Raw genomic sequence first — 24386 nt, 5'->3', positions numbered from 1 at the left:
CGCACGGCTGACCGCCCCATTCTCCCAGGACGGCCCGCATCCGCGAAAACCGCTTTTCACCGCGTGGGATACTCGGCTTCCGTAGTAGTCCACGAACCCGAGCAGAACGGCAGCCTCCATGGCCTCGGTCACGTCCCTCACCGACTCCGTCCAGCAGCAGCTCGCGTCCGCCCTCTCGGCCACCCGGCCGGAGGCCGCCGGCGCGGACCCGCTGCTGCGACGTAGTGACCGGGCGGACTTCCAGGCGAACGGCATCCTCGCGCTGGCCAAGAGGGCCAAGGCGAACCCGCGGGAGCTGGCGGCCGAGGTCGTCTTGCACCTCACGACCGGTGACCTGATCGAGGACGTCGAGGTCTCCGGCCCCGGCTTCCTCAACATCACCCTCGCCGACCGGGCGATCACCCAGAACCTCGCCGCGCGGCTCGCGGACGGCGAGCGCCTCGGCGTGCCGCTGAAGGAGGACGCGGGCGTCACGGTCGTCGACTACGCCCAGCCGAACGTGGCGAAGGAGATGCACGTCGGTCACCTGCGGTCCGCGGTGATCGGCGACGCCCTGCGCTCCATGCTCGACTTCACCGGCGAGAGGACGATCGGCCGGCACCACATCGGCGACTGGGGCACCCAGTTCGGCATGCTCATCCAGTACCTGTTCGAGCACCCCGGCGAGCTGGCACCGGCGTCGGAGGTCGACGGCGAGCAGGCCATGTCGAACCTGAACCGGGTGTACAAGGCCTCGCGCGCGTTCTTCGACTCCGACGACGACTTCAAGGAGCGGGCCCGCAAGCGGGTCGTCGCCCTCCAGTCCGGTGACAAGGAGACGCTCGAACTGTGGCAGCAGTTCGTGGACGAGTCGAAGGTCTACTTCTACTCCGTCTTCGAGAAGCTCGACATGGAGATCCGCGACGAGGAGATCGTCGGCGAGTCCGCGTACAACGAGGGCATGCCCGAGACCGCCCGGCTCCTGGAGGAGATGGGTGTCGCGGTGCGCTCCGAGGGCGCGCTCGTGGTGTTCTTCGACGACATCCGCGGCAAGGACGACCAGCCGGTCCCGCTGATCGTGCAGAAGGCCGACGGCGGCTTCGGCTACGCGGCCTCCGACCTGACGGCGATCCGCAACCGCGTCGTCGACCTGCGCGCGACGACGCTGCTGTACGTCGTCGACGTGCGCCAGTCGCTCCACTTCCGGATGGTCTTCGAGACGGCCCGCCGGGCCGGCTGGCTGAACGACGACGTCACCGCGCACAACATGGGCTACGGCACCGTGCTCGGCGCGGACGGCAAGCCGTTCAAGACCCGTGAGGGCGAGACCGTACGCCTGGAGGACCTGCTGGACGAGGCGGTGCAGCGGGCCGCGGAGGTCGTCCGGGAGAAGGCGCGGGACCTCACCGAGGACGAGATCAGGGAGCGGGCGGCGCAGGTCGGCATCGGAGCCGTGAAGTACGCGGACCTGTCGACGTCGCCGAACCGCGACTACAAGTTCGACCTGGACCAGATGGTGTCGCTCAACGGCGACACGTCGGTGTACCTGCAGTACGCGTACGCCCGGATCCAGTCGATCCTGCGCAAGGTGGGAGACGTACGCCCGTCGGCGCACCCGGAGCTGGACCTGCACCCGGCGGAGCGCGCGCTGGGCCTGCACCTGGACGCGTTCGGTGACACGGTCTTCGATGCCGCCGCGGAGTACGCCCCGCACAAGTTGGCGGCGTACCTGTACCAGCTGGCGTCGCTGTACACGTCGTTCTACGACAAGTGCCCGGTCCTGAAGGCCGATTCGCCGGAGCAGGTGGCCAACCGCCTCTTCCTCTGCGACCTCACGGCCCGCACGCTCCACCAGGGCATGGCCCTGCTGGGCATCCGGACGCCCGAGCGTCTCTGAGCGGACCGCCATGACGCGCGCGGCCCGTCCTCTCCCCCGACGGAAGGACGGGCCGCGGCGTTGTCCGGGTCGGGCGCAGTGGTCGACGCTTACCGCGAGCGGCGCGACCTCGGCGGCCGCGACGGCCCGTGTGCTGGGCGGGTGCCGCTCGCCGGATCGGTCCGTACGTCCCCGTCCTCCGGGGCCGTCCTGCCGCCGCCCCGCTGCCGGGGCGCCTCCTGCGAGGGCGAGGACCCGATGAACGTGCTCTGCGGCAACGGCGCGGACACCCGCCGGGCACGGTCGTTCGGGCCTGCTGCCACCGCGCCGACAAGCGGGAGCTGGAGTGCTTCGAGGCGACCGTACGCCGGCCCGCGCGGCGGCGCGCCTCAGTCGCGCAGGCCCGCGCCCAGCCTCCGCAGCCCCTCCGCGATCTCCTGAGGTGTCTGCGTCACGAAGCACAGCCGCAGGGTGGCCGGGTCCGGCTCACCGGCGAAGAAGGGGGCGCCGGGGACGTAGGCCACGTCCCGCTCGACCACGCGGGGCAGGAGCGCGGTGGTGTCGTTGCCGTCGGGCAGCCGCACCCACAGGAACATGCCGCCCTCGGGCCGGGTCCAGGTCGAGCCGTCCGGCAGCGCGGCGGGCAGTCCGGCGAGCATGGCGTCGCGCCGTTCGCCGTAGACGCCGGCGACGCGCCGGACATGGGCGTCCAGGTCGTTGTCCGCCAGGTAGCGGGCCGCGGCGAGCTGGTTGACGGTCGGGGTGTGCAGGTCGGCGGCCTGCTTGGCGACGGCGCAGGCGCGGCGCGGTCCGGCGGGTGCGCGCAGCCAGCCGAGGCGCAGGCCGGGGGCCATGACCTTGGAGAAGCTGCCGAGCAGCACGGTGCGGTCCTCGGCGCCGGGGTGGGTGGCGATCCACGGCACCCGTTCGCCGTCGTAGCGCAGTTCGCCGTAGGGGTCGTCCTCGACGATCCACAGTCCGCGCCGGGCGGCGACCCGGGCCACGGCGGCCCGTCGCGCGGCGGGCAGGGTGCGGCCGGTGGGGTTCTGGAAGGTGGGCACGGTGTAGAGCAGCTTGGGGCGTTCGCGCGCGACCAGTGCGTCCAGCGCGTCCGGGTCGAGGCCATCCCCGTCGCCGGGGACGGCCACCACGCGTGCCCCGGCCAGCCCGAAGGCCTGGAGCGCGGCGAGGTAGCAGGGGCGCTCGACGAGGACCGTGTCACCGGGCTCCAGCAGCGCGGTGGCGAGGAGGGAGAGGGCCTGCTGGGAGCCGGTGGTCACGAGCAGGTCGTCGGGGGCGGTGGGCAGGCCGCGGGCGGCCGTGCGGGCGGCGAGCGCGGCCCGCAGCGCCGGTTCGCCCTCCGTCGTGGAGTACTGCAGCGCCCGCGCCGGTGTCTCGGCGAGCACCGTCCGGTACGCCGCCGCGATGCCCTCGGCGTCGAACAGTTCCGGCGCCGGCAGCCCGCCCGCGAAGTTGATCACCTCGGGGCGGGCGGTGACGGCCAGGATGTCCCGTACGGGTGAGCCCCCGACGGTGCGGGCCCGCGCGGCGAGCGGCGGTGTGGGGGCGAGGGATCGGGCGGGTTCGGGCTCGGTGACGGTCATGGCAGGGCTCCTCGGGCTGTGGGGACGGCGCGTGCCCGGCAGCCTAGGAAACCGTGTGTCCTCTACACGCGGCTTTCCGCGCATCGGACAGCCGGCCGGCTAGTCGAACGTCGTCGTCCCCTCCGGTACCCACCTCTCGCCGCCCAGCGGGAACTCGTACGCCGGACGCCCGTTGTTGCCGCTGGTGCGGAAGGGGCGGCCCCCGTCGTCCACGACGAGCGTGCCGCTGCGGGAGCCGCTGGACCACTTCAGTTCCAGGTACCAGCTCACGTCGTACGCGGAGGCGTCGGCGGTGACGTAGTAGACCTCGGGGTCGGACTCGCTCACCTTGAACGGGAAGTCGCGGTGCCCCGACTTCGGCGTCAGGGCCGGCCGCGCCGCGTCCAGGGCGACCGTGAAGGCACGCGTCGGTACGCCGCCGCCGCAGCCGACGCCGGGGTAGCCCATGGCGTAGTCGTTCCAGGCGAGCGGCGCCCGCTTGCCGGCGACCCGCACGGTGATGCCCTCCACGACCACCGTCCGCGCGCCGGTCCCCTGCACGGTGAGCCGCACGTACTGCTCCCCCGACGACACGGCGCGCTCCGCGGCGACCCACGCCGTCGCGTCGTCCTCGATCGGCGGCGGGTGCACCTCGCCCGGCGCCTTGTCGATCAGGTACCGCTGCGAGCAGGGGCTCTCCCAGACGTACGGGTCGGTGCGCACGGTGAGCGGTACGGCGCCGTCCCCGGGCCGAGTGCCCGGCGGGGCGGCGGACCCGGCGGCCGGCGGGTCGCTCGTGTGCTCGCCCTTCGCGTCGGGGGAACCGGGGACGGACGGGGACTCGGAGGCGGAGGCGGAGGCGGAGGCGGAGGACGTGACCGAGGGGGACGGCGAGGAGGTGACGTCCTCGCCCCCGACGGTCGCCGCTCCGACCGGTCCCCGGCGGCCCTCACCGCCCGTGCCGCCGTCCGGCAGGCCCACGACGAGCGTGACCCCGGCCAGCACGGCGGCGACGGCGGTCCCGGCCAGGACGGCGGTACGGGTACGGCGCCGGGGACGGGACCCGGGACGCGGTGCGCCGACGCCTCCCGCCTGCGGCACCCCGCTCACCGGATCGCCGGCCGGATCGCCGGCCTCCGGGTCCGCGGTCACCGGGACCTCGGTCACTGGATCGCCGGCCCCCGTGCCCGGCTCGGCCCGCTCCTCCGGGGCCGGTGCCGCCGGCGTCGCCGCGGGCTCGGACCTGCGCCCCCGCGCCGCGTCCGCCAGCACCCACCGCCGGTGCAGTTCGACCAGTTCCCCGGGGTCCGCCTTGCACAGCCGGGCCAGCCGTTCCACCGGCGCGTAGTCCGTGGGCACCGCGTCCCCGTTGCAGTACCGGTGCAGGGTCGACGTACTCATGTGGAGCCGCTTGGCGAGGACCCCGTAGCTCAGCCCGGACCGGTCCTTCAACTCCCGCAGGAGCGCGGCGAACTCCACCGCGGGCGTGCCTTCCGACACCGGTTCTCCCTCCCCCGTGTCCCATTCCGCCGTTCCAGGGAGCGGTCGTTCTCCCAGGTCACAGCGGTTTGAGCGTTCCAGCGTCCCGAATCCTCCGTCGGATGTGGCGGCCGGGACGGATCCCACCACACGCTCTGGTCATCCAAGCACGCCGCTCCCGGCAACCGGCCGGACGGCCACGCCGCACCCGTACCGAAGACAAGGAATCCGCCATGCGTACGTCGCGCCTCCGCCTGCTCGCCGCCGCCGGAATCACCCTCGCCGCCCTCTCCCTGACGGCCTGCCAGGACGGTACGGGCACGAAGGACGAGGGCGCGTCCCGGCCGAACGCGACGGCGTCCGCCGGCACGCCCACGAACACGCCCACGGAAGCGCCCTCGGCCCCGCCGGCGGACGGCACCGGCCCGAGCAGGCCCTCCCCGGCCGGCGCGGACACCGGCGGCGGCAGGAGCGGCGGCAAGGACACGCACCGGGGCGCGGACCGCGGCACCGGCACGTCGGGCGGTTCCGGCGATCCGCAGACCCGCGTCGCCTGCAACGGCTCCAACACCACCGTCACCGCCCGGCCGGTCCCGCGCCCCCTCAACCACATGCTGATCACGGTCAGGAACACCGGTTCGAAGCCCTGCGACCTCACCTACTACCCCGTGCTCCGCTTCGACGAGATGCAGTGGGTGCCGCAGCCGGTCGAGGCGTCGAAGCCGCAGGCCGTGGTCGGCATCGACCCGGGCCGGTCGGCGTACGCGGGCGTCCTCCTGTCGGCCGCCGACGGCAGCGGCGACGGCGGCACCACCGGCCGGGCGCTCACCGTCGGCTTCCAGGGCCACACCCCGAACAGCAGCGGCGGCCCGGCCGCGACCCCGTCCCTGCCGGCCAAGGGCGTGTACTACGACAGCACGCTGACGGTGACGTACTGGCAGCAGTCGATGGACGACGCCCTGACGTACTGAGCGGGATCAGCGCTCGAGCTTCTGGGCCACCTCGGTGGCCCAGTAGGTCAGGATGTTGCGCGCGCCGGCCCGCTTGATGCCGGTCAGCGTCTCGAGGATCGCCCGGTCCCGGTCGATCCAGCCCTTCTCGGCGGCGGCCTCGACCATCGCGTACTCACCGGAGATCTGGTACGCCGCCACCGGCACGTCCACCGTGTCCGCGACCCGCGCGAGGATGTCCAGATACGGGCCCGCCGGCTTCACCATCACCATGTCGGCGCCCTCCTCCAGGTCGAGCGCCAGCTCGCGCATCGACTCACGGAGGTTGGCCGGGTCCTGCTGGTACGTCTTGCGGTCGCCCTGGAGCGAGGAGGCGACGGCCTCCCGGAAGGGCCCGTAGAAGGCGGAGGCGTACTTGGCGGTGTAGGCGAGGATCGCCACGTCCTCCCGCCCGATCTGGTCGAGGGCGTCACGGACGACACCGATCTGACCGTCCATCATCCCGCTGGGCCCGACCACGTGCGCGCCCGCGTCGGCCTGCACCTGCGCCATCTCGGCGTACCGCTCGAGCGTGGCGTCGTTGTCGACGCGGCCGTGCTCGTCCAGCACACCGCAGTGCCCGTGGTCGGTGGTCTCGTCGAGACACAGGTCCGACATGACGAGCAGGTCGTCCCCGACCTCGGCCCGCACGTCGCGCAGGGCGACCTGGAGGATCCCGTCCGGGTCGGTCCCCGGCGTGCCGAGGGCGTCCTTCTTCGAGTCCTCCGGCACACCGAACAGCATGATCCCGGAGATACCGGCCGCCACGGCCTGGGCCGCCGCCTTCTTCAGGCTGTCCCGTGTGTGCTGCACGACCCCGGGCATCGCCGCGATGGGCACCGGCTCGGCCGTCCCCTCGCGCACGAAGGCGGGGAGGATGAAGTCGGCGGGGTGCAGCCTGGTCTCGGCGACCATGCGCCGCATGGCGGGAGTGGTCCGCAGACGCCGCGGCCGCGTGCCGGGGAAGGATCCGTACGTCGTCATACCACCTACGCTACGCCCGCCCCACCCGTGCCTTTGCCGACGCCCAGTCGGCGGCCGGGCCCCGTGCGTGTGTACCGTTTCCTGTCTGTCGTGATCACGCCACCGAGGGGAATGACACCGTGCACAGCGCCGCCGTCACGGCCGAGGGCGACCACATCCGCTGGGTCGAGCTGCCGGGCCGGGACCCGGCCCGCGTGTACGTCCACGGTCTGGGCGCCACCTCTCCTGCCTACTTCACCGCGACCGCCGTCCACCCGCTCCTCGCGGGCCACCGCTCCCTCCTCGTCGACCTGCTAGGTCACGGCCACAGCGACCGCCCCACCACGTTCGCGTACACCCTCGAGGACCACGCCGACGCGCTCGCCGCCGCCCTGCGCACCGCGGACGTCGCCGGTGCGGAACTCGTGGCCCACAGCATGGGCGGCTCGGTCGCCGTCGTGCTCGCCGCCCGCCACCCGGAGCTGGTTTCCCGCCTGGTCCTGGTCGACGCCAACCTCGACCCGCTGCCCCGCGTCCCCGGCACGTCCGGCAGCAGCGGCATCGCCGCGTACACGGAGGAGGAGTTCGTGTCCGGCGCCTGGCGCGAGGTCCGCGACCGCGTGGGCGCGCACTGGTGGTCGACGATGCGCCTGGCGGGCCTGGAGGCCCTGCACCGCAGCGCCACCCACCTGGTCCGCGGCACCATCCCGACGATGCGCGAACTCCTGCTCACCCTGCCGATCCCCCGGGCGTTCCTCCACCCCGAGGCAGACGGCACGTTCCCCGGATCCGCCGAACTCCGCGCCTCCGGGGTCCTCTTGACCGCGATCCCCGACTGCGGGCACAACATCATGCTGGACAACCCCGAGGCATTCGCCCGGGCCGTGTCCGAGGCCCTCGCGCCGGAGGCGGGGCCGACCGGAGGAAGCCTCTGATCTTCCTCAAGATCCTTCCCGTGACTACCGGCCGGTAGCTAAGTTCGTTCCCGACCAGAGGTGGACATCACCTCTCAACTGAATACAAGTACGGGGACTCTGGCATGACCACCAGAATCAACACGAACACTCAGCGACACGGTGCCGCACGGCGTACCAGCGCCATGATCGTCGCCGCCGTCACCGCGGGCGCCCTCTTCGCCACTGCCACCGGCGCCCAGGCCGCGGATCCCGCGGCACGGCAGACCGCTGCGGCGAACGGCGTCCCGGTCGTCGACGACCCGGGATTCACCGCGGCGGAGCAGGAGCAGGGCGCGACGCTCGCCCAGGGGATAGCCCGACTGGGTGTCACCGAGGAGCAGTTCGCCGCCGCACTGGAGGTGGCCCTGACCAGGCCGGCTCCGGACGCGGATACCCTGCGTACGCGCCTCGCCGCGCTCACGGCGCAGCCGAGCGCCGAACAGCTCGTGCAAGCGGCCTACCCCGGGGACGGTGAGGCCCAAGCCGCGCTGCTGCCCGTCTTCTCCAAGGAAGAGGTGCGCACCGCCACGCTGGCCCAGCTCTCCCCGGCCTCCGCCGCTGCCGCCCCCGGCGGGAAGAAGCCGATGACGGCCGCGGCGGGATGGTGGGACCAGACGAAGTTCGTCGTCAAGTGCAGTGCCGCCGTCGCCGCCGTCCTGATCAGCTTCGCGCCGGCCGGCTCCAGCATCAAGGTCGCCCGCGCGGTGGCCCTGTTCAAGCGCTACGGCGCCAAGAAGACGGCGAACATCATCTGGCGCTTCGTGAACGGCAAGCACGTCGGTTCCAAGGAGCGCGAGGCCGTGAAGGCGTTCATCGGCATCTCCGCCATCTCGTCCGCGTGCAGCAAGTGAGGTGAGTGCAATGACGATCGAGCACGTCGCCGTGACCGCCCTGGCGGTCGAAGTGGTGATCATGGTGTTGGCGCGGATGGGCACCGAGCGGCGCCACTGGAGCCACGCCAAGGGGCGCGGTCCCACCCCTCTGAAGCGGGACGACATCACGCTCGCCTCGGGGACGCTGTACGCGATCGCCGCGGTCGCGATGGTGGCGGGCGCCGTCATCGCACCGGTCGAGCTGACCCTCAGGGCGGTCGGTACGTTCGCGCTGTTCGGCATCCTGCTCCCGGCGTTCGCCGCGAACGCCGTGATGGTGCTGGCGACGCGGGGCAACCCCGCAGCGGTCACCGCGGGGCAGCGCGGCCTCGCCTTCGCGGTCGCCGCGGGCGGCGGGCTCCTGTCCGTCGGCCTGGTCTGACGCACCCTTCCCACCACGGGCCCCCGGCACCCACCGCCGGGGGCCCGTCCCCGTGCCGTACAGGTGCCGTCACCCCCACCGCCCCGCAGGCCGGGGTTCTCCGGCCGACCCGACCGTTTGGACCACTCGGACCGTCCCTTTTTGGCTCTCCCCTCCGGACCATGAGTGCAGCAGGCTGAGGGAACCGTCGATCTCGCGGAGGGTTCCCTTGAGTCTCGCGTTCCTGCTGACCACCCTCGTGGTGGTGGTCACCCCCGGCACCGGTGTGGTGTACACCCTCGCCGCCGGTCTGTCCCACGGCCGCCGGGCCGGCGTGATCGCCGCGCTCGGCAGCACCCTCGGTGTCGTACCGCACCTGCTGGCGACGATCACCGGCCTCGCCGCGCTGCTGCACACCAGCGCCGTCGCCTACGCGGTCGTGAAGTACCTCGGCGTCGCCTATCTGCTGTACATGGCGTGGGCGACGCTGCGCGACAAGGACGCGCTGACCGTCGAGACGGACGCCGCGCCGCGCCCGGCGCTCCGCGTGATCACCTCCGGGGTACTCCTCAACCTGCTGAACCCCAAGCTGACCATGTTCTTCGTCGCGTTCCTCCCCCAGTTCGTCCCCGCCGGCACGCCCGGCTCCACCGGCCTCATGCTGCGGCTCGGCGCGGTCTTCATGGCTCTGACCTTCGTCGTCTTCGCCGCGTACGGCATGGGCGCCGCGGCCGTGCGCGACCGTCTGGTGGCCCGGCCCCGGGTCACGACCGGTCTGCGCCGGGTGTTCGCCGTCTGCTTCGTGGGACTGAGCGCACGGATGGCGGTGGCGTGACATGCGGTTCCGGCACGCCGAAGCGATCTGGTCCGAGCACCCCCGCCTCGCCGCGGGCGCGCTCCACACCACCGGCGTCGGCCCGGTGGCCGACACCGGCCCGCGCGTCGCGGAGTACACCGCCCGCGCCCGGGCCCGGCTGGACGGCGCCTTGGAAGGCCGGTTCCCCGAAGTGCTGGCCTGGCGGCGGGTCTTCGCCCGGATGGGGCTGAAGCCGACGCAGTACCGGTGCGCCTCGGAGTCGCTGTTGAGGCGGCTGCGCAAGGAGGGGACGCTGCCGCGCATCCACCCGGTGGTCGACCTGTGCAACGCGATCTCCGCGGCGTACGCCGTCCCGGTCGCGGTCCTCGACGCCGACCGTGTCACCGGCCCCCTGCTGGAGGTGCGTCACGCCCGCGGTGACGAGGAGTACACGGCCTTCGGCGGCGCCACCGAGCACCCGGCCCCCGGCGAGGTGACGTACGCCGACTCCGCCGGACGGGCGCACGCCCGCCGCTGGACCCACCGGCAGAGCGGCCACTCCGCGGTGAGTGAGCGCACCGGCCGGATCCTCGTGGTCGCGGAAGCCGTGCACGACGGCGGTGCGGACACCGTCGCGGAGGTTCTGGAGACGATCGCCCGGGAACTCACCGCGCACTGGCGGACGACCCCGGCCACCGCCCTTCTCACCGCCACGGCACGCGAGTTCGCCTTCGCCGACGAACCGCTGTCCGGCACCCGGGCGCCGTGACGGCGCATGGCACCATGGGTACGGTGAGCGAGGTGGAGGGTACGGCGGCGGACGCAGTCACCCGGGCGCACGGCTCCGACTTCCTGCAACTGCGGCCCGGCGACGCGCCCGCGGGCGGCAAGGCGGACTGGCTGGCACAACGGCTGCGGCAGGCGATCACCGACCGCAGGCTCACCGTGGGCAGCAGACTGCCGGCCACCCGGGTGCTCGCCGCCGAACTGCGCGTCTCCCGGGGCGTGGTCACCGAGGCGTACCGGCGGCTCGCCGAGGACGGGCACGTCGAGGGCCGCCGGCGCGGTGGCACGGTGGTGGTCGCCGCACCCCCTGCCCCCGGACAGCCCTCTTCCCGACGAGCCGTGCCGCGGTCCCCCTTCACCGGCGAGCCCGGCGCCGACGTCTTCGACGTGCTGCGCGCCGCCGACGCCCGCATCGACCTCACCCCCGGCCGGCCCGACCTCTCCGCGTTCCCGCGCACGGCCTGGCTGCGCGCCGAACGGGCCGTGCTCGCCGAGCTGTCCGCCGCCGACCTCGGGTACGGCGACCCCCGCGGCGCACCGCGGCTGCGCCGCGCCGTCGCCGACTGGCTGGCACGCAGCCGCGGCATCCGGGTCGAGCCGGACGGGATCCTGATCGTCGCGGGCACCGCCCAGGCGCTCACCCTGCTGCGCCCCGTGCTGCTGGCGGACGGCATCACCGCTGTCGCGGTGGAGGACCCCGGCGCGCTCGGCACCCGCCAGCACCTGGGGAACGAAGGGATGGCCACCCCACCGGTCCCGGTGGACGACCACGGACCGCGCGTCGACGCGCTGCGCGCCACCGGCGCCCCGGCGGTCCTGCTCACCCCCGCCCACCAGTTCCCCACCGGCGTCGTGACGAGCGGCGAGCGCCGCCGTGAGCTGCTGCGCTGGGCCGCGGACGGCGGGCTGATCCTGGAGGACGACTACGACGCCGAGCACCGCTACGACCGCCCGCCCGTGCCCGCGCTGCGCTCGCTGCTCGCCGACCGGGTGTACTACATGGGCAGCGTGTCCAAACTGCTCGCCCCCGCGCTGCGGATCGGCTGGCTGATCCCGCCGCCCCACCACCTTCAGGCGCTCACCGGCGCGAAACGCTTCGCGGACCTGGGCAACGCCGTGCTGCCGCAGCTGGTCCTCGCCCGGCTGATGGAATCGGGCCAACTGGAGCGGCACCTGCGGCTGCTCCGGGCCCGCCACGTCTGCCGCCGCGACGCCGTGATCGACGCCGTCGGGGAACATCTCCCGGGCGCGGTCGTCCACGGCGCGGCGGCCGGGCTGCACCTGACGGTCACCTACGCGCCGGACGTGCCCGACACCGACCTCGCCGCCGCCGCACTCGCCCACGGCGTGAAGTGCCACCCCCTGTCCTGGCACCGCCAACTCCCCGGCCCGCAGGGCCTGGTCCTCGGCTACGCGGCCGACCCGCCCGGAACCCTCACCGAAGCAGTGGCCCTGCTGGGCCGGGCCCTGCGCGCGCTGTCCTGACGCCCCCGAGGACACGGCCGCGGGCCGGGGCACGCTTCCTGCCGTACGCCGGCGGACACCGGCGGACTGAGCGACGGCCCGCCCCCGCCCTCGCGTGGTGCGGACCGCAGCGCCCCACCCGTCCGGGTGAACGGCACATGCACAGCCAAGCGCGAGCACCTAGCGTGACATGCGAAAACGCTCCGCACTCACCCCCTGGAGCTCTGTGTGCAGAAACTTCCGATACGACCCTCGAAAGCGTCACGCCGACACCGCCGCATGGCCGTCACGGCCGTCAGCGGTATCGCGGCCGGCTGCACGGCCCTCTGCCCCGCGACCACGGCCCTCGCCCAGCCCGCGACGACCACCACCCCGGCGCCCACCGCACTGACCGCCCCACAGCCGGCCCCGGCCAAGGACGCGGGGAACGGCAGGGACAACGTCCGCACCGTCACCGACGGCGACACCCTGTGGTCCATGGCCGAGGAGATCTACGGGTCCGGAGCCAAGTGGCCCGACCTCTACCGCGCCAGCCGTGACGGCATCGAGAAGGCCGCGCGGGCCCACGGCTTCCCGTCGGACGGCAAGGGGAACCGGATCTTCGCCGGAACGGCGATCCACACCCCCGCGTCCGCACCGGCGGGCGCCGCCACCCCGGACCGGAAGACCGACCCGCACGTCGCGCGGTTCCAGCGCCAGCTGGCGCGGTCCGGCTACGCCTCCCAGTCCGGCAGCGAAGCCGTGTTCGACCTGGACCGCAGGTACTGCGAGGGCGTCCTGTTCAGCGGCATGTGGCCGAACCCCCAGTCGCCCTACATCGTCACCAACCTGCCCGAGGTGCCCGGACAGACGCCCAACACCAACCCGCCCGTGACCTGGCGCCTGCGCGAGGACGAGGCCGTGGTCCTGATCGGGACGACCCCGCCGCCGGAGGACTACTTCTCCTTCGACCTCACGATGGTGAGGGGGTCCCTGCACACCGGCCCGGTCCTGTGGCCCGCGGTCGGCGACCCGGTCAACAGAGGAACCGTGAAGACGGCCGGCCCCACCCCCTACGGGCAGCCGTTCGCCCTCGTGATGACGGGGCACGAGCGCACGCGGGCCGAGGTGCACGAGATGCTGGCCGCGTCCGGGCTCGGCGGCGCGATCAACGACGCGACCGTTCCCCCGGCCATGTTCCGCCTGGGCCTCGGCAAGGACGCCGACCAGTTCCTGCTCGGCATCCGCACGGCCGCGCCTCATCCCGGCTTCGAGAAGGCACTCGACGCCTACCGCGCCGCGCCCCCGCTCCAGATCCTGCGGGTACGGCCGAAGGGCACCTCCGCCGACCAGACGAAACCGGTGTACGCCCCCGCCCCGCTGCCCGTGCCCCGGCTGCGCACCGCCGGGACCGGGGCCACGGAACTCGACCTCAATCCCGCCCTGCAGAAGCTGCGGCAGCGCATCATCGAAGCCCACCCGGGTTTCGAGGCACGCGACCTGGTCACGGAGCGCGGGTTCGAGCAGTCGTACCCGGGGCTGCAGTCCAACAAGGTGATCGATCCCCCCACGCCCGGGATCGGCGCCCTGTCCAACGACGCCGACGACCCGCTGAGCCCGAGCTTCAGTCTCCCGGACGGCTCCTTCGTCGTCGCCTACGGCACCAACCACGTGGCCACCCGGCAGGCGAGCTACTCCAGCATCTCGCTCTACGCCGACGAGGAGGCCGCCGTCTCGGTGACCGCCAAGAACCACCGGGACCTGCGGGGCACCGCCCGTGACTACCTCCCCGACAGCCCGGACGCGGACAGGCTCTACGCCTGGACCTTCAGCCGGGCCGGCGACGCCGGACCGACCGGCCCGCACGTCACCGAACTCCCTTCCGCCGGCGCCGACTTCTGCGCGCAGTACGGCGCCGACCGGCCCGTCGACATGAGCCGCATGCAGGCGGTGGCACGCGCCTACATGCAGCCCGAGACCCTCACCCACCCGGCCCTGTCCTCACTCCTCCTGGACCGCCTGCTGGTCTTCACCCCCAAGTCGAAGTCCAAGTAGGACGCCTCCCCGAGGTACGGAGCCGTCCGCGAAGAACGACGAGGCGGAGCGCCCCCGGAAGGGACGCTCCGCCTCAAGCGCTCGGCCCACTGAGGCCGGACTCACCGGCCGAGGTCCAGCTCCGCCCACACGGTCTTGCACGGCACGGGGCCTGTTCGCACGCCCCAGCGGTCGGCCAGTTCACCGACCAGGAGGAGGCCGTATCCGGATTCGCCGGGCTCCGCCCCGACGACCGCCCTCTCATGCGTGAGCAGTTGGTCACCACGGGGGTCGGTCACCTCGACACGGAGGGTGTCGGGCACCGTGACAGTGAGACCGAGCCGGAAGCCGCGCCCTGCCACACGCCCGTGCAGAACGGCGTTGGCCGCGAGTTCCGCGACGACCACCCGGGCCGGGTCCAACGGCAGTCCCCAGGATGCCAGTTGCTCGGCGGCCAGCAGACGGGCGAGCCGTGCGCCCCGGCGGGTGGCGGAGAGCAGTACGGAGTACTGGTGGAGCGGGGAGCGCGATGCGGCGGTTCTCTGATTCACGTCACCCAGAGTGGCGATACGCGCACCATTCGTGAAGGCGAGTGGCCCGTGCGGGCACCGGCTGTCCGTGGGGCGCCCGGTCCCGTCCGGGCTGCCCGGTGCGTCAGGTCTCCCCTCAGGGCGTCGGCAACGGCAGGCAGGGCATCCGCGGGTGCCGCAGGTGCTGCCCGCCGTCGTGGACGCACAGGGTGAAGGTCTCCGGCCCCGGCCGTCCGGCGGCGTCGTGGACGTCGACGACCCGCTCGACGCTCTCCCACAGCCTGACCGGTCCGCCCTCCCGGACGCGCCAGCCGCCCTCACCGTCGGGGGTCAGCGTGGCGGTCGACCCGCTGATCACGTCGACCAGGTGCACGACGTCGCCGACGGTGGTCAATTGCGCGCCGGGCACCGCGCTCTGTGCGAGGAAACGCAGGTGGAAGGCCTCCTCGGTCGCGGCGGTGATCCGCTCGGGCCCGTGCCGGGCGACCCGCGCCTCCCCCGGCAGTCCCGCCGCCCAGTGGGCGGGGTTGCCGAAGGCCGGCGCCGCGTGCGTACGCGCCGACATGAAGGAGACCGTGCCGCCCAGCAGACGCCCCTCGGCGGTACCGTCCCCGGCGACGGTGAGCAGGACGCGGGCGTACCCGTAGAGCCAGCCCGACAGCGTCAGCAGGATCTTCCCGCCCGGCCGGGTCTGGGCGATGAGGACCGGGGGCACGGCGCGGAAGGAGCAGGCCGCGACGATCCGGTCGAACGGGGCCTCGGGCCAGTATCCGTACAGTCCGTCCGTGACCGCGAGGGTGGGCGCGTAACCGCAGTCGTGCAGCGCGCTCGCGGCCCGCTCCAGCCGGTGCGGGTCCACCTCGACGCTCGTGACGCCGGCGGATCCGAGGCGTTCGCAGGCGAGCGCGGTCGAGTATCCCGTCCCCGTGCCGATCTCCAGCACCGTGTGCCCCTCCCGCACGTCGGCATCGGCCCACATCCGCACCACGAGCGACGGCAGGGTGGAGGACGAGGTCGGGGCTCCGCCGTGACGCTCGGCCGGGTGCTCCCAGTCGGGTTCGTCGCCGTCGAACTGCGTGATGAGTGTGGTGTCGGAGTACGCGGCGGCCAGCCAGCGCCCTTGGTCGAGCGCGGCGGTGACCGGCTGCCACAGGGTCAGCCCCTGCCCGTCCCGCCCGTCGGCGGGCAGGTAGAAGCCGGGCACGAACCGGTGCCGGGGCACCACCTCCACCGCCGCCCGCCAACCCGGATCGTCCAGCGCCCCGCATGCGGCGAGGTCCTCCGCCATGACGGCGCGCAGCCGCGCGGCATCAGTGTCGAGGTCGACGGGCAGTGTCATGAACGGCCCTTCCTTTCCACGGTGAGGAGGTCGGCGAACGCCTCGGTGATGTCGTCGGCGTCGGGAAGCCAGCCCCACTGGCCGTTCGGGTTGCACTCGATCGCCGTCCAGTGTTCCGGGTCGTCCCCGTCACCGGTGAGCGCGAAGTCGAAGCAGCCGAAGACCAGACCGAACGAGGCCAGGTAGGCGTGCAGCGCCGCCTCGACGGGCGGCGGCACGGTGATCGGGGCGTGGAGCAGGGCGTCCCAGTCGCCCCGGCGCCAGTCCAGCGCGCCGTCCGGTGCGGCGATCTGCTGGGCGAAGACACGACGGCCGACCACGGTGACGCGCACGTCACCGGTCTTGGGGATCTCGGCCTGGAACAGGTGGGCGGTCACGGCGAGCGTGTCGTCGAAGGTCCCCGGGTCGACCCGCTGGGTCCAGATCGCCCCGGCGCGTCCGTCGTCGCCTGCGGGCAGGCCGCGGAACGTCTTGCAGACGACGGGGCCGTGGACGGCGGCGAACTCCTGCGCCGCCCTGGGGTCGTTGGTGATCAGCGTCGGAGGAATCCTCAGCCCGAGCCGGGCGAGCCTGCGGAGCTGGGCGGGCTTGGACTCCGCGCGGGCCACCGCGGTCGGGTGGTTGACGTACCGGGCGCCGGACAGGGCGTTCAGGACGCCGCCGAGCCCGTGCCGCGCCTCGGCGGCGGCGAAGTCCCGCTGCTGCCGGGGCAGATGCGCGAACCGGGTGCAGTACGGAGTGGGGCGGCGGTAGTACACCGCCGCCACCTCCCCCGGCTCCACCTCCCGGCTCGCCGTACGCAGTCGTCCGCGCCATGCCGGACGGTCCGCGCCGATGCGGAAGCCGAACGTCAGGGCGGTCCCGATGTCTGCGGGGTCGACGCGGACGACGGGCACCTCGCGCGCGTTCAACGCGGCGACGACGCGGTCCGCCGTGACGTCCTCCAGGGCGGTGACGACCAGGACGGTGGAGGCCATGGGTCAGTCCGATTCGTAGTCGGTGGTGCTGTCGTCCTGCGTCTGGGGCTGCGGGCCGTTCCCGTCACCGCCGCCCGACACGGACGCGGTGCCGGTCGTCCTCGACGTCCCGTGCTTGCCCATCTCGACCGGACGCCCGGCGGTGTCGGTGTAGCGGGCGATCTGTGTGACGGGGTCGAGCATCACGGTCGCGTACGGCGGTGGCCCGACCGGCAGCCGGTCGGTGACCATGCGCAGCGCCCAGGGGGTTTCAGGGGCGAGTGTCGTCATGGGGGTCCTTCCTCTGTCCGCGATGCGGAGTTCCAGATTCTCGCCACTCAGTGTGCTCACACGTGCGCAAACTGTGCGTACGGGCAGCTCGTACGGCCGGTGGTTGTACGCCGGCTGTCCGGTTTCTGTCCGCTCTGCCCGGGGTGACCGGGCGCGGGCGGCCGGAGTTGGTCCGGGGAGGGCGCGCGACGGGAGGACGGCAAGCATGAGCGGGTGGGAAGCGGGGCGGGACGACGAAGAGGCCGGGGCCGTGATGCGGACGGTCACCCGGCAGCTGAAGCTGTGGCGGGAGGCGGCCGGCCTCACCCAGGCGGAGTTCGGGGCGGCGATCGGGTACGGGGAGGAGCTGGTCTCCTGCGTGGAGCGGGGGCGGCGGATTCCCCGGCCGGAGTACTTGGACGCGGCGGACGAAGTCCTGGGCGCGGGCGGGAAGATCGCAGCGATGAAGGGGGACGTGGCGGAAGCCCGATACCCGAAGAAGGTGCGAGACGTGAAGCGCCTGGAAGCCGAAGCCGTCGAGATCTGCTCCTACAACAACTGCGTCATCGACGGACTCTTGCAGACCGAGGCGTATGCACGGGCCGTGTTCAGCTCTCGACGACCGCAGTTCGCAGAAGAGGAGTTGGAGCAGCGGGTAGCCGCTCGGCTGGATCGCCAAGAGATTTTCTGCGCCCCAAAAGCCCGCCCCCTCTTCAGCTTCGTGCTGTGTGAAGCGACGCTGCGCCGCCTGATCGGGGGCAAGATGGTGATGCGCAACCAGCTCGACCGGCTCTCGGAGGTGGCCAGGCTGCGGAACGTCGACCTACAGGTGCTGCCCCTGAGCCGGGAGGAGAACTCCGGCCTCGGCGGCCCCTTCCGACTGCTCAAGCTCAAGGACGGAGCGTCCGTGGGTCTGAGCGAAATCCAGCTGACCAACCGCGTGATCACCGACCCGAAAGAGACCACGGTCCTCGACATGCGCTATGGAATCATCCGGGCGCAGGCTCTCGCACCACGAGAGTCGCTGGCCTTCATCGAGAAAGCGCTGGGAGAGTCATGACCCTCAAGCCCTCTGACGGAGCCGATGGCAAGCTGGAGTGGATAAAGAGCAGCTATAGCTCGGACGACGGTCCGTCTTGCGTCGAGGTCGCCACCACCCCGGCGATCATCCATGTGCGCGACTCCAAGATTCCGGACGGCCACCGCCTTGCCCTCACCCCCACCACCTGGGCCGCCTTCCTGCCATACGCCTCTCATGGCTGACGTGCCCGAGTGAACCGGCCGGTCATCGCCATGGTAGGCATGCGCGGTGACCGGTCGACTTCCGCTGGACGAGCAACTCGCCGCCTTGAAAACCACCCTGTCCCGCAACGAGACCCTGCTGGAGGTGCTCGACCGGACCGCGGCACTGGACCTGCCCGGCTGGTACCTGACGGCGGGCTGCCTCTTCCAGACCGTGTGGAACGTCGTCACCGGCAGACCTCCCACCGAGGGGATCAAGGACTACGACGTCTTCTACTTCGACGACCGCGACCTGTCCTGGGAGGCGGAGGACGCGGTGATCCGCGCCGCGGCCGCAGCCTTCGCGGACCTCCCGGCCGAGGTCGAGGTCCGCAACGAGGCCCGCGTCCACCTCTGGTACGAGCAGAAGTTCGGCGTCCCGTGCCCCCCGCACACCTCCACCGAGGCGGCGATCGACAGCTTCGCCGCGACCACCTGCTGCCTGGGCGTACGGCTGGAACCCGATGGCCGGTGGCGCGTCTACGCGCCGCACGGGCTCTCCGACGTGTTCCGGCTCGTCGTACGCCCCAACCCGGTCCTCGCGCCGCGCGCCGTGTACGAGGCCAAGGCCGCACGCTGGCGCCGACAGTGGCCCGAGCTGACCGTACTGGGATGGCCCGTGTCCTGAACCGCAATGCACGGTGGCGGGGCGTGCCGTCACGGCACGCCCCGCCACCTCACGGCTACGACCTCAGGTCGTCGACCGGCGCCTGCGCGCCCCCGGCCGCCGCTCGCTCGGCCGGGTGACCGGGTCACCGGCCTCCAGCGCCGCCAGCCGGCGTCGGGTGCCGAAGTCGGCCAGGGCCTCCGCCAGCTTGTGGACCGACGGCTCGGGAGCCATCACGTCGACGCGCAGGCCGTGCTCCTCGGCCGTCTTCGCCGTCGCCGGGCCGATGCAGGCGATGACCGTCACGTTGTGCGGCTTGCCGGCGATGCCGACCAGGTTCCGGACCGTCGACGACGACGTGAACAGCACCGCGTCGAAGCCGCCGCCCTTGATCGCCTCGCGGGTCTCCGCCGGGGGCGGCGAGGCGCGCACGGTCCGGTACGCCGTGACGTCGTCCACCTCCCAGCCCAGCTCGATGAGGCCGGCGACCAGGGTCTCCGTGGCGATGTCGGCGCGCGGCAGGAAGACGCGGTCGATCGGGTCGAAGACCGGGTCGTACGGCGGCCAGTCCTCCAGCAGCCCCGCCGCCGACTGCTCACCGCTCGGCACCAGGTCCGGCTTCACGCCGAAGGCGACCAGCGCGTTCGCCGTCTGCTCGCCCACCGCGGCGACCTTGATGCCGGCGAAGGCACGCGCGTCGAGTCCGTACTCCTCGAACTTCTCCCGCACCGCCTTGACCGCGTTGACCGACGTGAAGGCGATCCACTCGTAGCGGCCCGTCACCAGGCCCTTGACCGCCCGCTCCATCTGCTGGGGCGTGCGCGGCGGCTCGACGGCGATCGTCGGCACCTCGTGCGGCACGGCCCCGTACGACCGCAGCTGGTCGGAGAGCGACGCCGCCTGCTCCTTCGTGCGCGGGACGAGCACCTTCCAGCCGAACAGCGGCTTGGACTCGAACCACGCCAGCCGGTCGCGCTGGGCGGCGGCGGAACGCTCACCGACCACGGCTATCACCGGCCGGGCGCCCTCGGGGGAGGGCAGCACCTTCGCCTGCTTCAGCGTCTGCGCGATCGTCCCGAGCGTCGCCGTCCAGGTGCGCTGCCGGGTCGTCGTACCGCCGACGGTGACCGTCATCGGCGTATCGGGCTTACGTCCGGCGGACACCAGTTCGCCCGCGGCTGCGGCCACGGAGTCGAGCGTGGTGGAGACGACCACCGTGCCGTCCGACGCCCCGACCTCCGTCCAGCACCGGTCGGACGCCGTACGCGCGTCGACGAACCGCACGTCCGCGCCCTCGGCGTCCCGCAGCGGCACACCGGCGTACGCGGGCACGCCGACCGCGGCCGCGACACCGGGGACGACCTCGAACGGCACCCCGGCCGAGGCGCACGCCAGCATCTCGTCGGCGGCGTACGCGTCGAGACCGGGGTCGCCGGACACCGCGCGCACGACCCGCCTGCCGCCCCGCGCGGCCTCCATGACAAGATGTGCGGCGTCCCGCATCGCGGGTACACCGGCGGGGGTTGACGCGCCGTCAACGACCGTCAGCTGGGGCGTGCCCGTGCCCGGAACCGAGGCATCGGCCTCGGTGTGCACCTCGGCGACGCCCTGCCTGGCGTGCGTGCGCACGACATCGAGCACGTCCTGCTCGGCGACGAGGACGTCCGCGTGCGCCAGCGCCTCCACGGCGCGCAGGGTCAGCAGTCCCGGATCCCCGGGTCCGGCACCGAGGAAGGTGACGTGCCCGTGTTCCGGAGGGGCGGGAAAGGCGGTGGGGCTCAATGTGCTCGCTCCCCCATCAGACCGGCCGCGCCCTGCGCGAGCATCTCGGTGGCGAGTTCGCGACCGAGCGCCATCGCAGCCTCGTGCGTCTCGGGCACGGGACCGGTGGTGGACAGCTGCACCAGGGTGGCACCGTCGACCGAGCCGACGACGCCGCGCAGGCGCATTTCCTTGACAGTCTGCCCGCCCGTGAGAAGGTCGGCCAGCGCCCCCACGGGTGCGCTGCAACCGGCCTCCAGGGCGGCGAGCAGAGACCGCTCGGCCGTCACGGCGGCCCGCGTGAACGGGTCGTCGAGCTCGGCGAGCGCGGCGATCAGGTCCGCGTTGTCCGCGGTGGTCTCGACCGCCAGTGCCCCCTGGCCGGGAGCGGGCAGAACCGTGTCGACCGACAGGAAGTCGGTCACCTCGTCGCTGCGGCCGACCCGGTTCAGCCCGGCGGCGGCCAGCACCACGGCATCCAGTTCGCCCTGGTGGACGTACCCGATGCGGGTGTCGACGTTGCCCCGGATCGGGACGGTCTCGATGTCCATGCCGTGGCTGCGCGCGTACGCGTTCAGCTGCGCCATGCGGCGCGGCGAACCGGTGCCGATGCGCGCGCCGCGCGGCAGGTCGGTGAGCTTCAGCGCGTCTCGCGTGACCATCACGTCGCGCGGGTCCTCGCGCACCGGGATGGCCGCCACGACCAGTTCGTCGGGCTGCGTGGTCGGCAGGTCCTTCAGCGAGTGCACCGCGAAGTCCACCTCGCCGCGCGCCAGGGCCTCCCGCAGCGCGGCCACGAACACGCCCGTGCCGCCGATCTGCGCGAGGTGCTCGCGCGAGACGTCGCCGTACGTGGTGATCTCGACGAGCTCGACGGGCCGTCCGGTCACCTGGCTCACGGCATCCGCCACCTGCCCGGACTGGGCCATGGCGAGCTTGCTCCGCCTGGTCCCCAGCCTCAGTGCCTTCTCAGTCATCCCGGCCCTCGGTTCTCTGCGTTCTTCTCGGTGCTTTCCTCGGCGCGGGAGACGGAGGCCACCGTCTCGGGGTCGAGGTCGAACAGGGTGCGCAGCGCGTCGGCGTACCCGGCGCCGCCGGGCTCGGCCGCGAGCTGCTTGACCCGTACCGTCGGCGCGTGCAGCAGCTTGTCGACCACCCGCCGCACGGTCTGGGTGATCTCCGCGCGGTGTCTGTCGTCCAGGCCGGGAAGCCGCCCCTCCAGACGGGCGATCTCTCCGGCCACCACACCGGCCGCCATGCTGCGCAGGGCCACGACGGTCGGCGTGATGTGCGCCGCCCGCTGTGCGGCCCCGAACGCGGCGACCTCGTCGGAGACGATACGCCGGACCTGGTCCACATCGGCAGCCATCGGAGCGTCCGCGGACACCTCGGCGAGCGATTCGATGTCGACCAGCCGGACACCGGCCAGCCGGTGCGCGGCCGCGTCGATGTCGCGCGGCATGGCGAGGTCCAGCAGGAAGAGCACGGGCTCGGGGCGCGGCGGCTCGGCCACGGGCTCCGGCCGGCGCCGCTCGGGGATCCGGCCGGCCGTGGACGCCGTCGCGGCCAGCGCGCCGATCAGCTCGGCGTCCGCCTCGGGGCCGCCGCGGCCGGTCCGGCGGCGGTCGACGGTCGTGCCCGCGGCCCACGCGGCGTGCTGCTCCAGCGTCGCCGCGTCCATGCCGGCGACGGCGGCCTCGCCCATCACGGAGAAACCGGGCCGTACGGCGGACAGGTCGAGCGGGCAGCCCTCCTCGGTGCCCACGGAGGTCGGCGGCAGCGGAGCCGACGACACCTCCTCGTCGAGGTCGACGACCGGCGCTTCCCCGCCGGTACGGCTCTCGACGCCCGCCGCGACCGCGTCGGCCGTGAGGACGAGGCCCGTCGCGCCGGTGCAGGAGACGACGACGTCTGCACGTGTCAGCTCGAACGGCACCGAGGTCATCGGTACCGCGCGGGCCAGCACGTTCGTGTCGTCGCCCTCGGTGAGGATCTGGGCGAGCCGCTCGGCGCGGTCGGAGGTCCGGTTGGCCACGACGATCTCGGCGACACCGGCCCGCGCGAGGGTGGCCGCGGCCAGCGAGGACATCGAGCCGGCGCCTATGACCAGGGCCTTCTTGCCGCGGGCCCAGCCCTCGACGGGCGCGCCGAGGGAGAGCTGCTCCAGACCGAAGGTGACCAGCGACTGCCCGGCGCGGTCGATCCCGGTCTCGGAGTGGGCGCGCTTGCCGACCCGGAGCGCCTGCTGGAACAGGTCGTTCAGCAGCCGTCCGGCGGTGTGCGTCTCCTGCGCGCGGGCCAGCGAGTCCTTGATCTGGCCGAGGATCTGCCCCTCGCCCACGACCATCGAGTCCAGCCCGCAGGCCACCGAGAACAGGTGGTGGACGGCCCGGTCCTCGTAGTGCACATAAAGATAAGGAGTGAGCTCCTCCAGGCCGACCCCGCTGTGCTGGGCGAGCAGCGTGGACAGCTCGGCGACACCGGCGTGGAACTTGTCCACGTCGGCGTACAGCTCGATCCGGTTGCAGGTGGCGAGGACCGCGCTCTCGGTGGCGGGCTCCGCGGCGACCGTGTCCTGCAGCAGCTTGGTCTGCGCGTCCACGCCCAGCGAGGCCCGCTCCAGCACGCTGACCGGCGCGCTGCGGTGGCTCAGTCCGACGACGAGGAGACTCATGCCGGCATCACAGCGGGTACGTCCCCGTCGGGCCCCTGGTCGGTGGCGGACTGCTCGCGCGTGGCGGCCGGGACGGCGGCGGTGCCGGCCGCGGCCTCCTCACCGGCCTTGCGCTGCTCGTGGAAGGCGAGGATCTGCAGCTCGATGGAGAGGTCCACCTTGCGTACGTCGACGCCGTCCGGGACGGACAGCACGGTCGGCGCGAAGTTCAGGATGGAGGTGACGCCGGCGGCCACGAGCCGGTCGCAGACCTGCTGGGCGGCACCGGCGGGGGTCGCGATCACGCCGATCGACACACCGTTGTCCCGGATGATCGCCTCGAGCTCGTCGGTGTGCTGCACCGGGATGCCGGCGACGGGCCGTCCGGCCATCGCGGGGTCGGCGTCGATCAGCGCGGCCACCCGGAACCCGCGGGAGGCGAACCCGCCGTAGTTGGCGAGGGCGGCACCGAGGTTGCCGATCCCGACGATGACAACCGGCCAGTCCTGGGTCAGGCCGAGTTCGCGGGAGATCTGGTAGACGAGATACTCGACGTCGTAGCCGACGCCCCTGGTCCCGTAGGAGCCCAGGTAGGAGAAGTCCTTGCGCAACTTCGCGGAGTTGACCCCCGCGGCGGCCGCCAGCTCCTCCGAGGAGACCGTGGGCACCGAGCGCTCCGAGAGCGCGGTGAGGGCGCGGAGGTACAGCGGAAGGCGGGCGACGGTGGCCTCGGGAATCCCTCGGCTACGGGTCGCCGGTCGGTGAGTTCGGCCAGTTGCCACGGTGCTCCTGCGGGTAGAGCGGGGCTTCAGGCGGTCATACGTCCCCGGACCGCCCCGTCGAATGCAGGCTATGTCTTTGTGAACGCGTGC

General features: G+C 72.9%; 23 protein-coding genes. 12 read left to right on the top strand and 11 right to left on the bottom strand.

Going from position 1 to position 24386, the window contains the following annotated elements; translation table 11 throughout:
* Positions 1 to 118: 118 nt before the first annotated feature.
* Positions 119 to 1876: an arginine--tRNA ligase gene (gene argS, locus BU52_RS05470; protein ID WP_037929079.1), complete on the top strand. Its 1758-nt coding sequence runs from the start codon at positions 119 to 121 to the stop codon at positions 1874 to 1876.
* A 368-nt stretch (positions 1877 to 2244) separates the two neighbouring features.
* Here argS and BU52_RS05465 read toward each other — a convergent pair whose 3' ends face one another.
* Positions 2245 to 3459, bottom strand: coding sequence for an aminotransferase-like domain-containing protein (locus BU52_RS05465; protein WP_037929074.1), 1215 nt, complete (start codon positions 3457 to 3459; stop codon positions 2245 to 2247).
* 99 nt (positions 3460 to 3558) lie between these two features.
* Positions 3559 to 4938, bottom strand: a complete 1380-nt coding sequence (locus tag BU52_RS05460; RefSeq protein WP_051857955.1) for a helix-turn-helix domain-containing protein — start codon at positions 4936 to 4938, stop codon at positions 3559 to 3561.
* A gap of 212 nt (positions 4939 to 5150) precedes the next feature.
* Between BU52_RS05460 and BU52_RS05455 the strand changes: the two genes are divergently transcribed.
* The gene (locus BU52_RS05455; protein ID WP_037929071.1) at positions 5151 to 5888 is read left to right on the top strand and encodes a DUF4232 domain-containing protein; all 738 of its coding nucleotides are present in this window, start codon (positions 5151 to 5153) and stop codon (positions 5886 to 5888) included.
* 6 nt (positions 5889 to 5894) lie between these two features.
* Here the strand turns inward: BU52_RS05455 and hemB are convergent, their stop codons facing one another.
* Positions 5895 to 6890, bottom strand: a complete 996-nt coding sequence (hemB, locus tag BU52_RS05450; protein WP_037929068.1) for a porphobilinogen synthase — start codon at positions 6888 to 6890, stop codon at positions 5895 to 5897.
* Positions 6891 to 7009: 119 nt separating this feature from the next.
* Here hemB and BU52_RS05445 point away from each other — a divergent pair, with 119 nt between their 5' ends.
* The 7 genes from BU52_RS05445 (at position 7010) to BU52_RS05415 (ending at position 14138) form a co-directional block, all read left to right on the top strand.
* Positions 7010 to 7804, top strand: coding sequence for an alpha/beta fold hydrolase (locus BU52_RS05445; RefSeq protein ID WP_037929065.1), 795 nt, complete (start codon positions 7010 to 7012; stop codon positions 7802 to 7804).
* Positions 7805 to 7908: 104 nt separating this feature from the next.
* Positions 7909 to 8676 carry a hypothetical protein gene (locus BU52_RS05440; protein WP_051857953.1) on the top strand — a complete coding sequence of 256 codons (768 nt, stop codon included), beginning with the start codon at positions 7909 to 7911 and terminating at the stop codon, positions 8674 to 8676.
* 10 nt (positions 8677 to 8686) lie between these two features.
* Complete coding sequence (locus BU52_RS05435) at positions 8687 to 9079, top strand: hypothetical protein (protein ID WP_037929060.1); 393 nt, start codon at positions 8687 to 8689, stop codon at positions 9077 to 9079.
* Between the two features lie 208 nt (positions 9080 to 9287).
* Entirely contained in the window at positions 9288 to 9893 is a 606-nt protein-coding gene (locus BU52_RS05430; protein WP_037929058.1) for a LysE family translocator, read from the top strand.
* Between the two features lies 1 nt (position 9894).
* On the top strand, positions 9895 to 10623 hold the full coding sequence (locus tag BU52_RS05425; RefSeq protein ID WP_051857950.1) for a B3/B4 domain-containing protein: 729 nt from the start codon (positions 9895 to 9897) through the stop codon (positions 10621 to 10623).
* Between the two features lie 14 nt (positions 10624 to 10637).
* Positions 10638 to 12125 carry a MocR-like pyridoxine biosynthesis transcription factor PdxR gene (gene pdxR, locus BU52_RS05420; protein WP_037929056.1) on the top strand — a complete coding sequence of 496 codons (1488 nt, stop codon included), beginning with the start codon at positions 10638 to 10640 and terminating at the stop codon, positions 12123 to 12125.
* A gap of 258 nt (positions 12126 to 12383) precedes the next feature.
* Entirely contained in the window at positions 12384 to 14138 is a 1755-nt protein-coding gene (locus tag BU52_RS05415) for a LysM peptidoglycan-binding domain-containing protein (protein ID WP_037929054.1), read from the top strand.
* A 101-nt stretch (positions 14139 to 14239) separates the two neighbouring features.
* Here BU52_RS05415 and BU52_RS05410 read toward each other — a convergent pair whose 3' ends face one another.
* The 4 genes from BU52_RS05410 to BU52_RS05395 all read right to left on the bottom strand — a co-directional run bounded on the left by BU52_RS05410 (position 14240) and on the right by BU52_RS05395 (position 17233).
* Positions 14240 to 14668 carry an ATP-binding protein gene (locus tag BU52_RS05410; RefSeq protein ID WP_037929051.1) on the bottom strand — a complete coding sequence of 143 codons (429 nt, stop codon included), beginning with the start codon at positions 14666 to 14668 and terminating at the stop codon, positions 14240 to 14242.
* 115 nt (positions 14669 to 14783) lie between these two features.
* Complete coding sequence (gene tgmC, locus BU52_RS05405) at positions 14784 to 15986, bottom strand: ATP-grasp peptide maturase system methyltransferase (RefSeq protein WP_037929049.1); 1203 nt, start codon at positions 15984 to 15986, stop codon at positions 14784 to 14786.
* Positions 15983 to 16963 (bottom strand): ATP-grasp ribosomal peptide maturase, encoded by a 981-nt coding sequence (tgmB, locus tag BU52_RS05400; protein ID WP_037929042.1) that lies wholly within the window; start codon positions 16961 to 16963, stop codon positions 15983 to 15985. The genes tgmC and tgmB overlap by 4 nt, the downstream gene beginning before the upstream one ends.
* Before the next feature lie 3 nt (positions 16964 to 16966).
* Positions 16967 to 17233 (bottom strand): putative ATP-grasp-modified RiPP, encoded by a 267-nt coding sequence (locus BU52_RS05395; protein WP_200881155.1) that lies wholly within the window; start codon positions 17231 to 17233, stop codon positions 16967 to 16969.
* A gap of 205 nt (positions 17234 to 17438) precedes the next feature.
* On the opposite strand from BU52_RS05395, the gene BU52_RS05390 reads away from it, so the two are divergent.
* The 3 genes from BU52_RS05390 to BU52_RS05380 are packed head-to-tail and all read left to right on the top strand — an operon-like array spanning position 17439 to position 19121.
* Positions 17439 to 18272: a helix-turn-helix domain-containing protein gene (locus tag BU52_RS05390; protein ID WP_037929039.1), complete on the top strand. Its 834-nt coding sequence runs from the start codon at positions 17439 to 17441 to the stop codon at positions 18270 to 18272.
* On the top strand, positions 18269 to 18475 hold the full coding sequence (locus BU52_RS05385; RefSeq protein WP_037929032.1) for a DUF397 domain-containing protein: 207 nt from the start codon (positions 18269 to 18271) through the stop codon (positions 18473 to 18475). The genes BU52_RS05390 and BU52_RS05385 overlap by 4 nt, the downstream gene beginning before the upstream one ends.
* Before the next feature lie 46 nt (positions 18476 to 18521).
* Complete coding sequence (locus BU52_RS05380; RefSeq protein ID WP_037929030.1) at positions 18522 to 19121, top strand: nucleotidyltransferase family protein; 600 nt, start codon at positions 18522 to 18524, stop codon at positions 19119 to 19121.
* A gap of 63 nt (positions 19122 to 19184) precedes the next feature.
* Here the strand turns inward: BU52_RS05380 and BU52_RS05375 are convergent, their stop codons facing one another.
* From BU52_RS05375 to BU52_RS05360, 4 genes are read right to left on the bottom strand one after another with little or no spacing between them, the layout of a single operon-like run.
* Complete coding sequence (locus BU52_RS05375; RefSeq protein WP_037929028.1) at positions 19185 to 20882, bottom strand: bifunctional uroporphyrinogen-III C-methyltransferase/uroporphyrinogen-III synthase; 1698 nt, start codon at positions 20880 to 20882, stop codon at positions 19185 to 19187.
* Positions 20879 to 21838, bottom strand: a complete 960-nt coding sequence (hemC, locus tag BU52_RS05370; RefSeq protein WP_037929023.1) for a hydroxymethylbilane synthase — start codon at positions 21836 to 21838, stop codon at positions 20879 to 20881. The genes BU52_RS05375 and hemC overlap by 4 nt, the downstream gene beginning before the upstream one ends.
* Entirely contained in the window at positions 21835 to 23535 is a 1701-nt protein-coding gene (locus tag BU52_RS05365) for a glutamyl-tRNA reductase (protein ID WP_037929020.1), read from the bottom strand. The genes hemC and BU52_RS05365 overlap by 4 nt, the downstream gene beginning before the upstream one ends.
* Positions 23532 to 24296, bottom strand: a complete 765-nt coding sequence (locus BU52_RS05360) for a redox-sensing transcriptional repressor Rex (protein ID WP_037929017.1) — start codon at positions 24294 to 24296, stop codon at positions 23532 to 23534. Before BU52_RS05360 ends, BU52_RS05365 begins: the two co-directional genes overlap by 4 nt.
* Positions 24297 to 24386 lie beyond the last annotated feature (90 nt).

The sequence above is a fragment of the Streptomyces toyocaensis genome (assembly GCF_000725125.1).
GTDB classification, from domain to species: Bacteria; Actinomycetota; Actinomycetes; order Streptomycetales; family Streptomycetaceae; genus Streptomyces; species Streptomyces toyocaensis.
This window is presented reverse-complemented; position numbering and strand designations above follow the sequence as displayed.

Coding starts and splice junctions, on each gene's coding strand:
- argS (WP_037929079.1), top strand. CDS start 119: ATGGCCTCGGTCACGTCCCTCACCGACTCCGTCCAGCAGCAGCTCGCG.
- BU52_RS05465 (WP_037929074.1), bottom strand. CDS start 3,459: ATGACCGTCACCGAGCCCGAACCCGCCCGATCCCTCGCCCCCACACCG.
- BU52_RS05455 (WP_037929071.1), top strand. CDS start 5,151: ATGCGTACGTCGCGCCTCCGCCTGCTCGCCGCCGCCGGAATCACCCTC.
- hemB (WP_037929068.1), bottom strand. CDS start 6,890: ATGACGACGTACGGATCCTTCCCCGGCACGCGGCCGCGGCGTCTGCGG.
- BU52_RS05440 (WP_051857953.1), top strand. CDS start 7,909: ATGACCACCAGAATCAACACGAACACTCAGCGACACGGTGCCGCACGG.
- BU52_RS05435 (WP_037929060.1), top strand. CDS start 8,687: ATGACGATCGAGCACGTCGCCGTGACCGCCCTGGCGGTCGAAGTGGTG.
- BU52_RS05425 (WP_051857950.1), top strand. CDS start 9,895: ATGCGGTTCCGGCACGCCGAAGCGATCTGGTCCGAGCACCCCCGCCTC.
- pdxR (WP_037929056.1), top strand. CDS start 10,638: ATGGGTACGGTGAGCGAGGTGGAGGGTACGGCGGCGGACGCAGTCACC.
- BU52_RS05415 (WP_037929054.1), top strand. CDS start 12,384: ATGGCCGTCACGGCCGTCAGCGGTATCGCGGCCGGCTGCACGGCCCTC.
- tgmC (WP_037929049.1), bottom strand. CDS start 15,986: ATGACACTGCCCGTCGACCTCGACACTGATGCCGCGCGGCTGCGCGCC.
- tgmB (WP_037929042.1), bottom strand. CDS start 16,963: ATGGCCTCCACCGTCCTGGTCGTCACCGCCCTGGAGGACGTCACGGCG.
- BU52_RS05395 (WP_200881155.1), bottom strand. CDS start 17,233: ATGACGACACTCGCCCCTGAAACCCCCTGGGCGCTGCGCATGGTCACC.
- BU52_RS05390 (WP_037929039.1), top strand. CDS start 17,439: ATGAGCGGGTGGGAAGCGGGGCGGGACGACGAAGAGGCCGGGGCCGTG.
- BU52_RS05385 (WP_037929032.1), top strand. CDS start 18,269: ATGACCCTCAAGCCCTCTGACGGAGCCGATGGCAAGCTGGAGTGGATA.
- hemC (WP_037929023.1), bottom strand. CDS start 21,838: ATGACTGAGAAGGCACTGAGGCTGGGGACCAGGCGGAGCAAGCTCGCC.
- BU52_RS05365 (WP_037929020.1), bottom strand. CDS start 23,535: ATGAGTCTCCTCGTCGTCGGACTGAGCCACCGCAGCGCGCCGGTCAGC.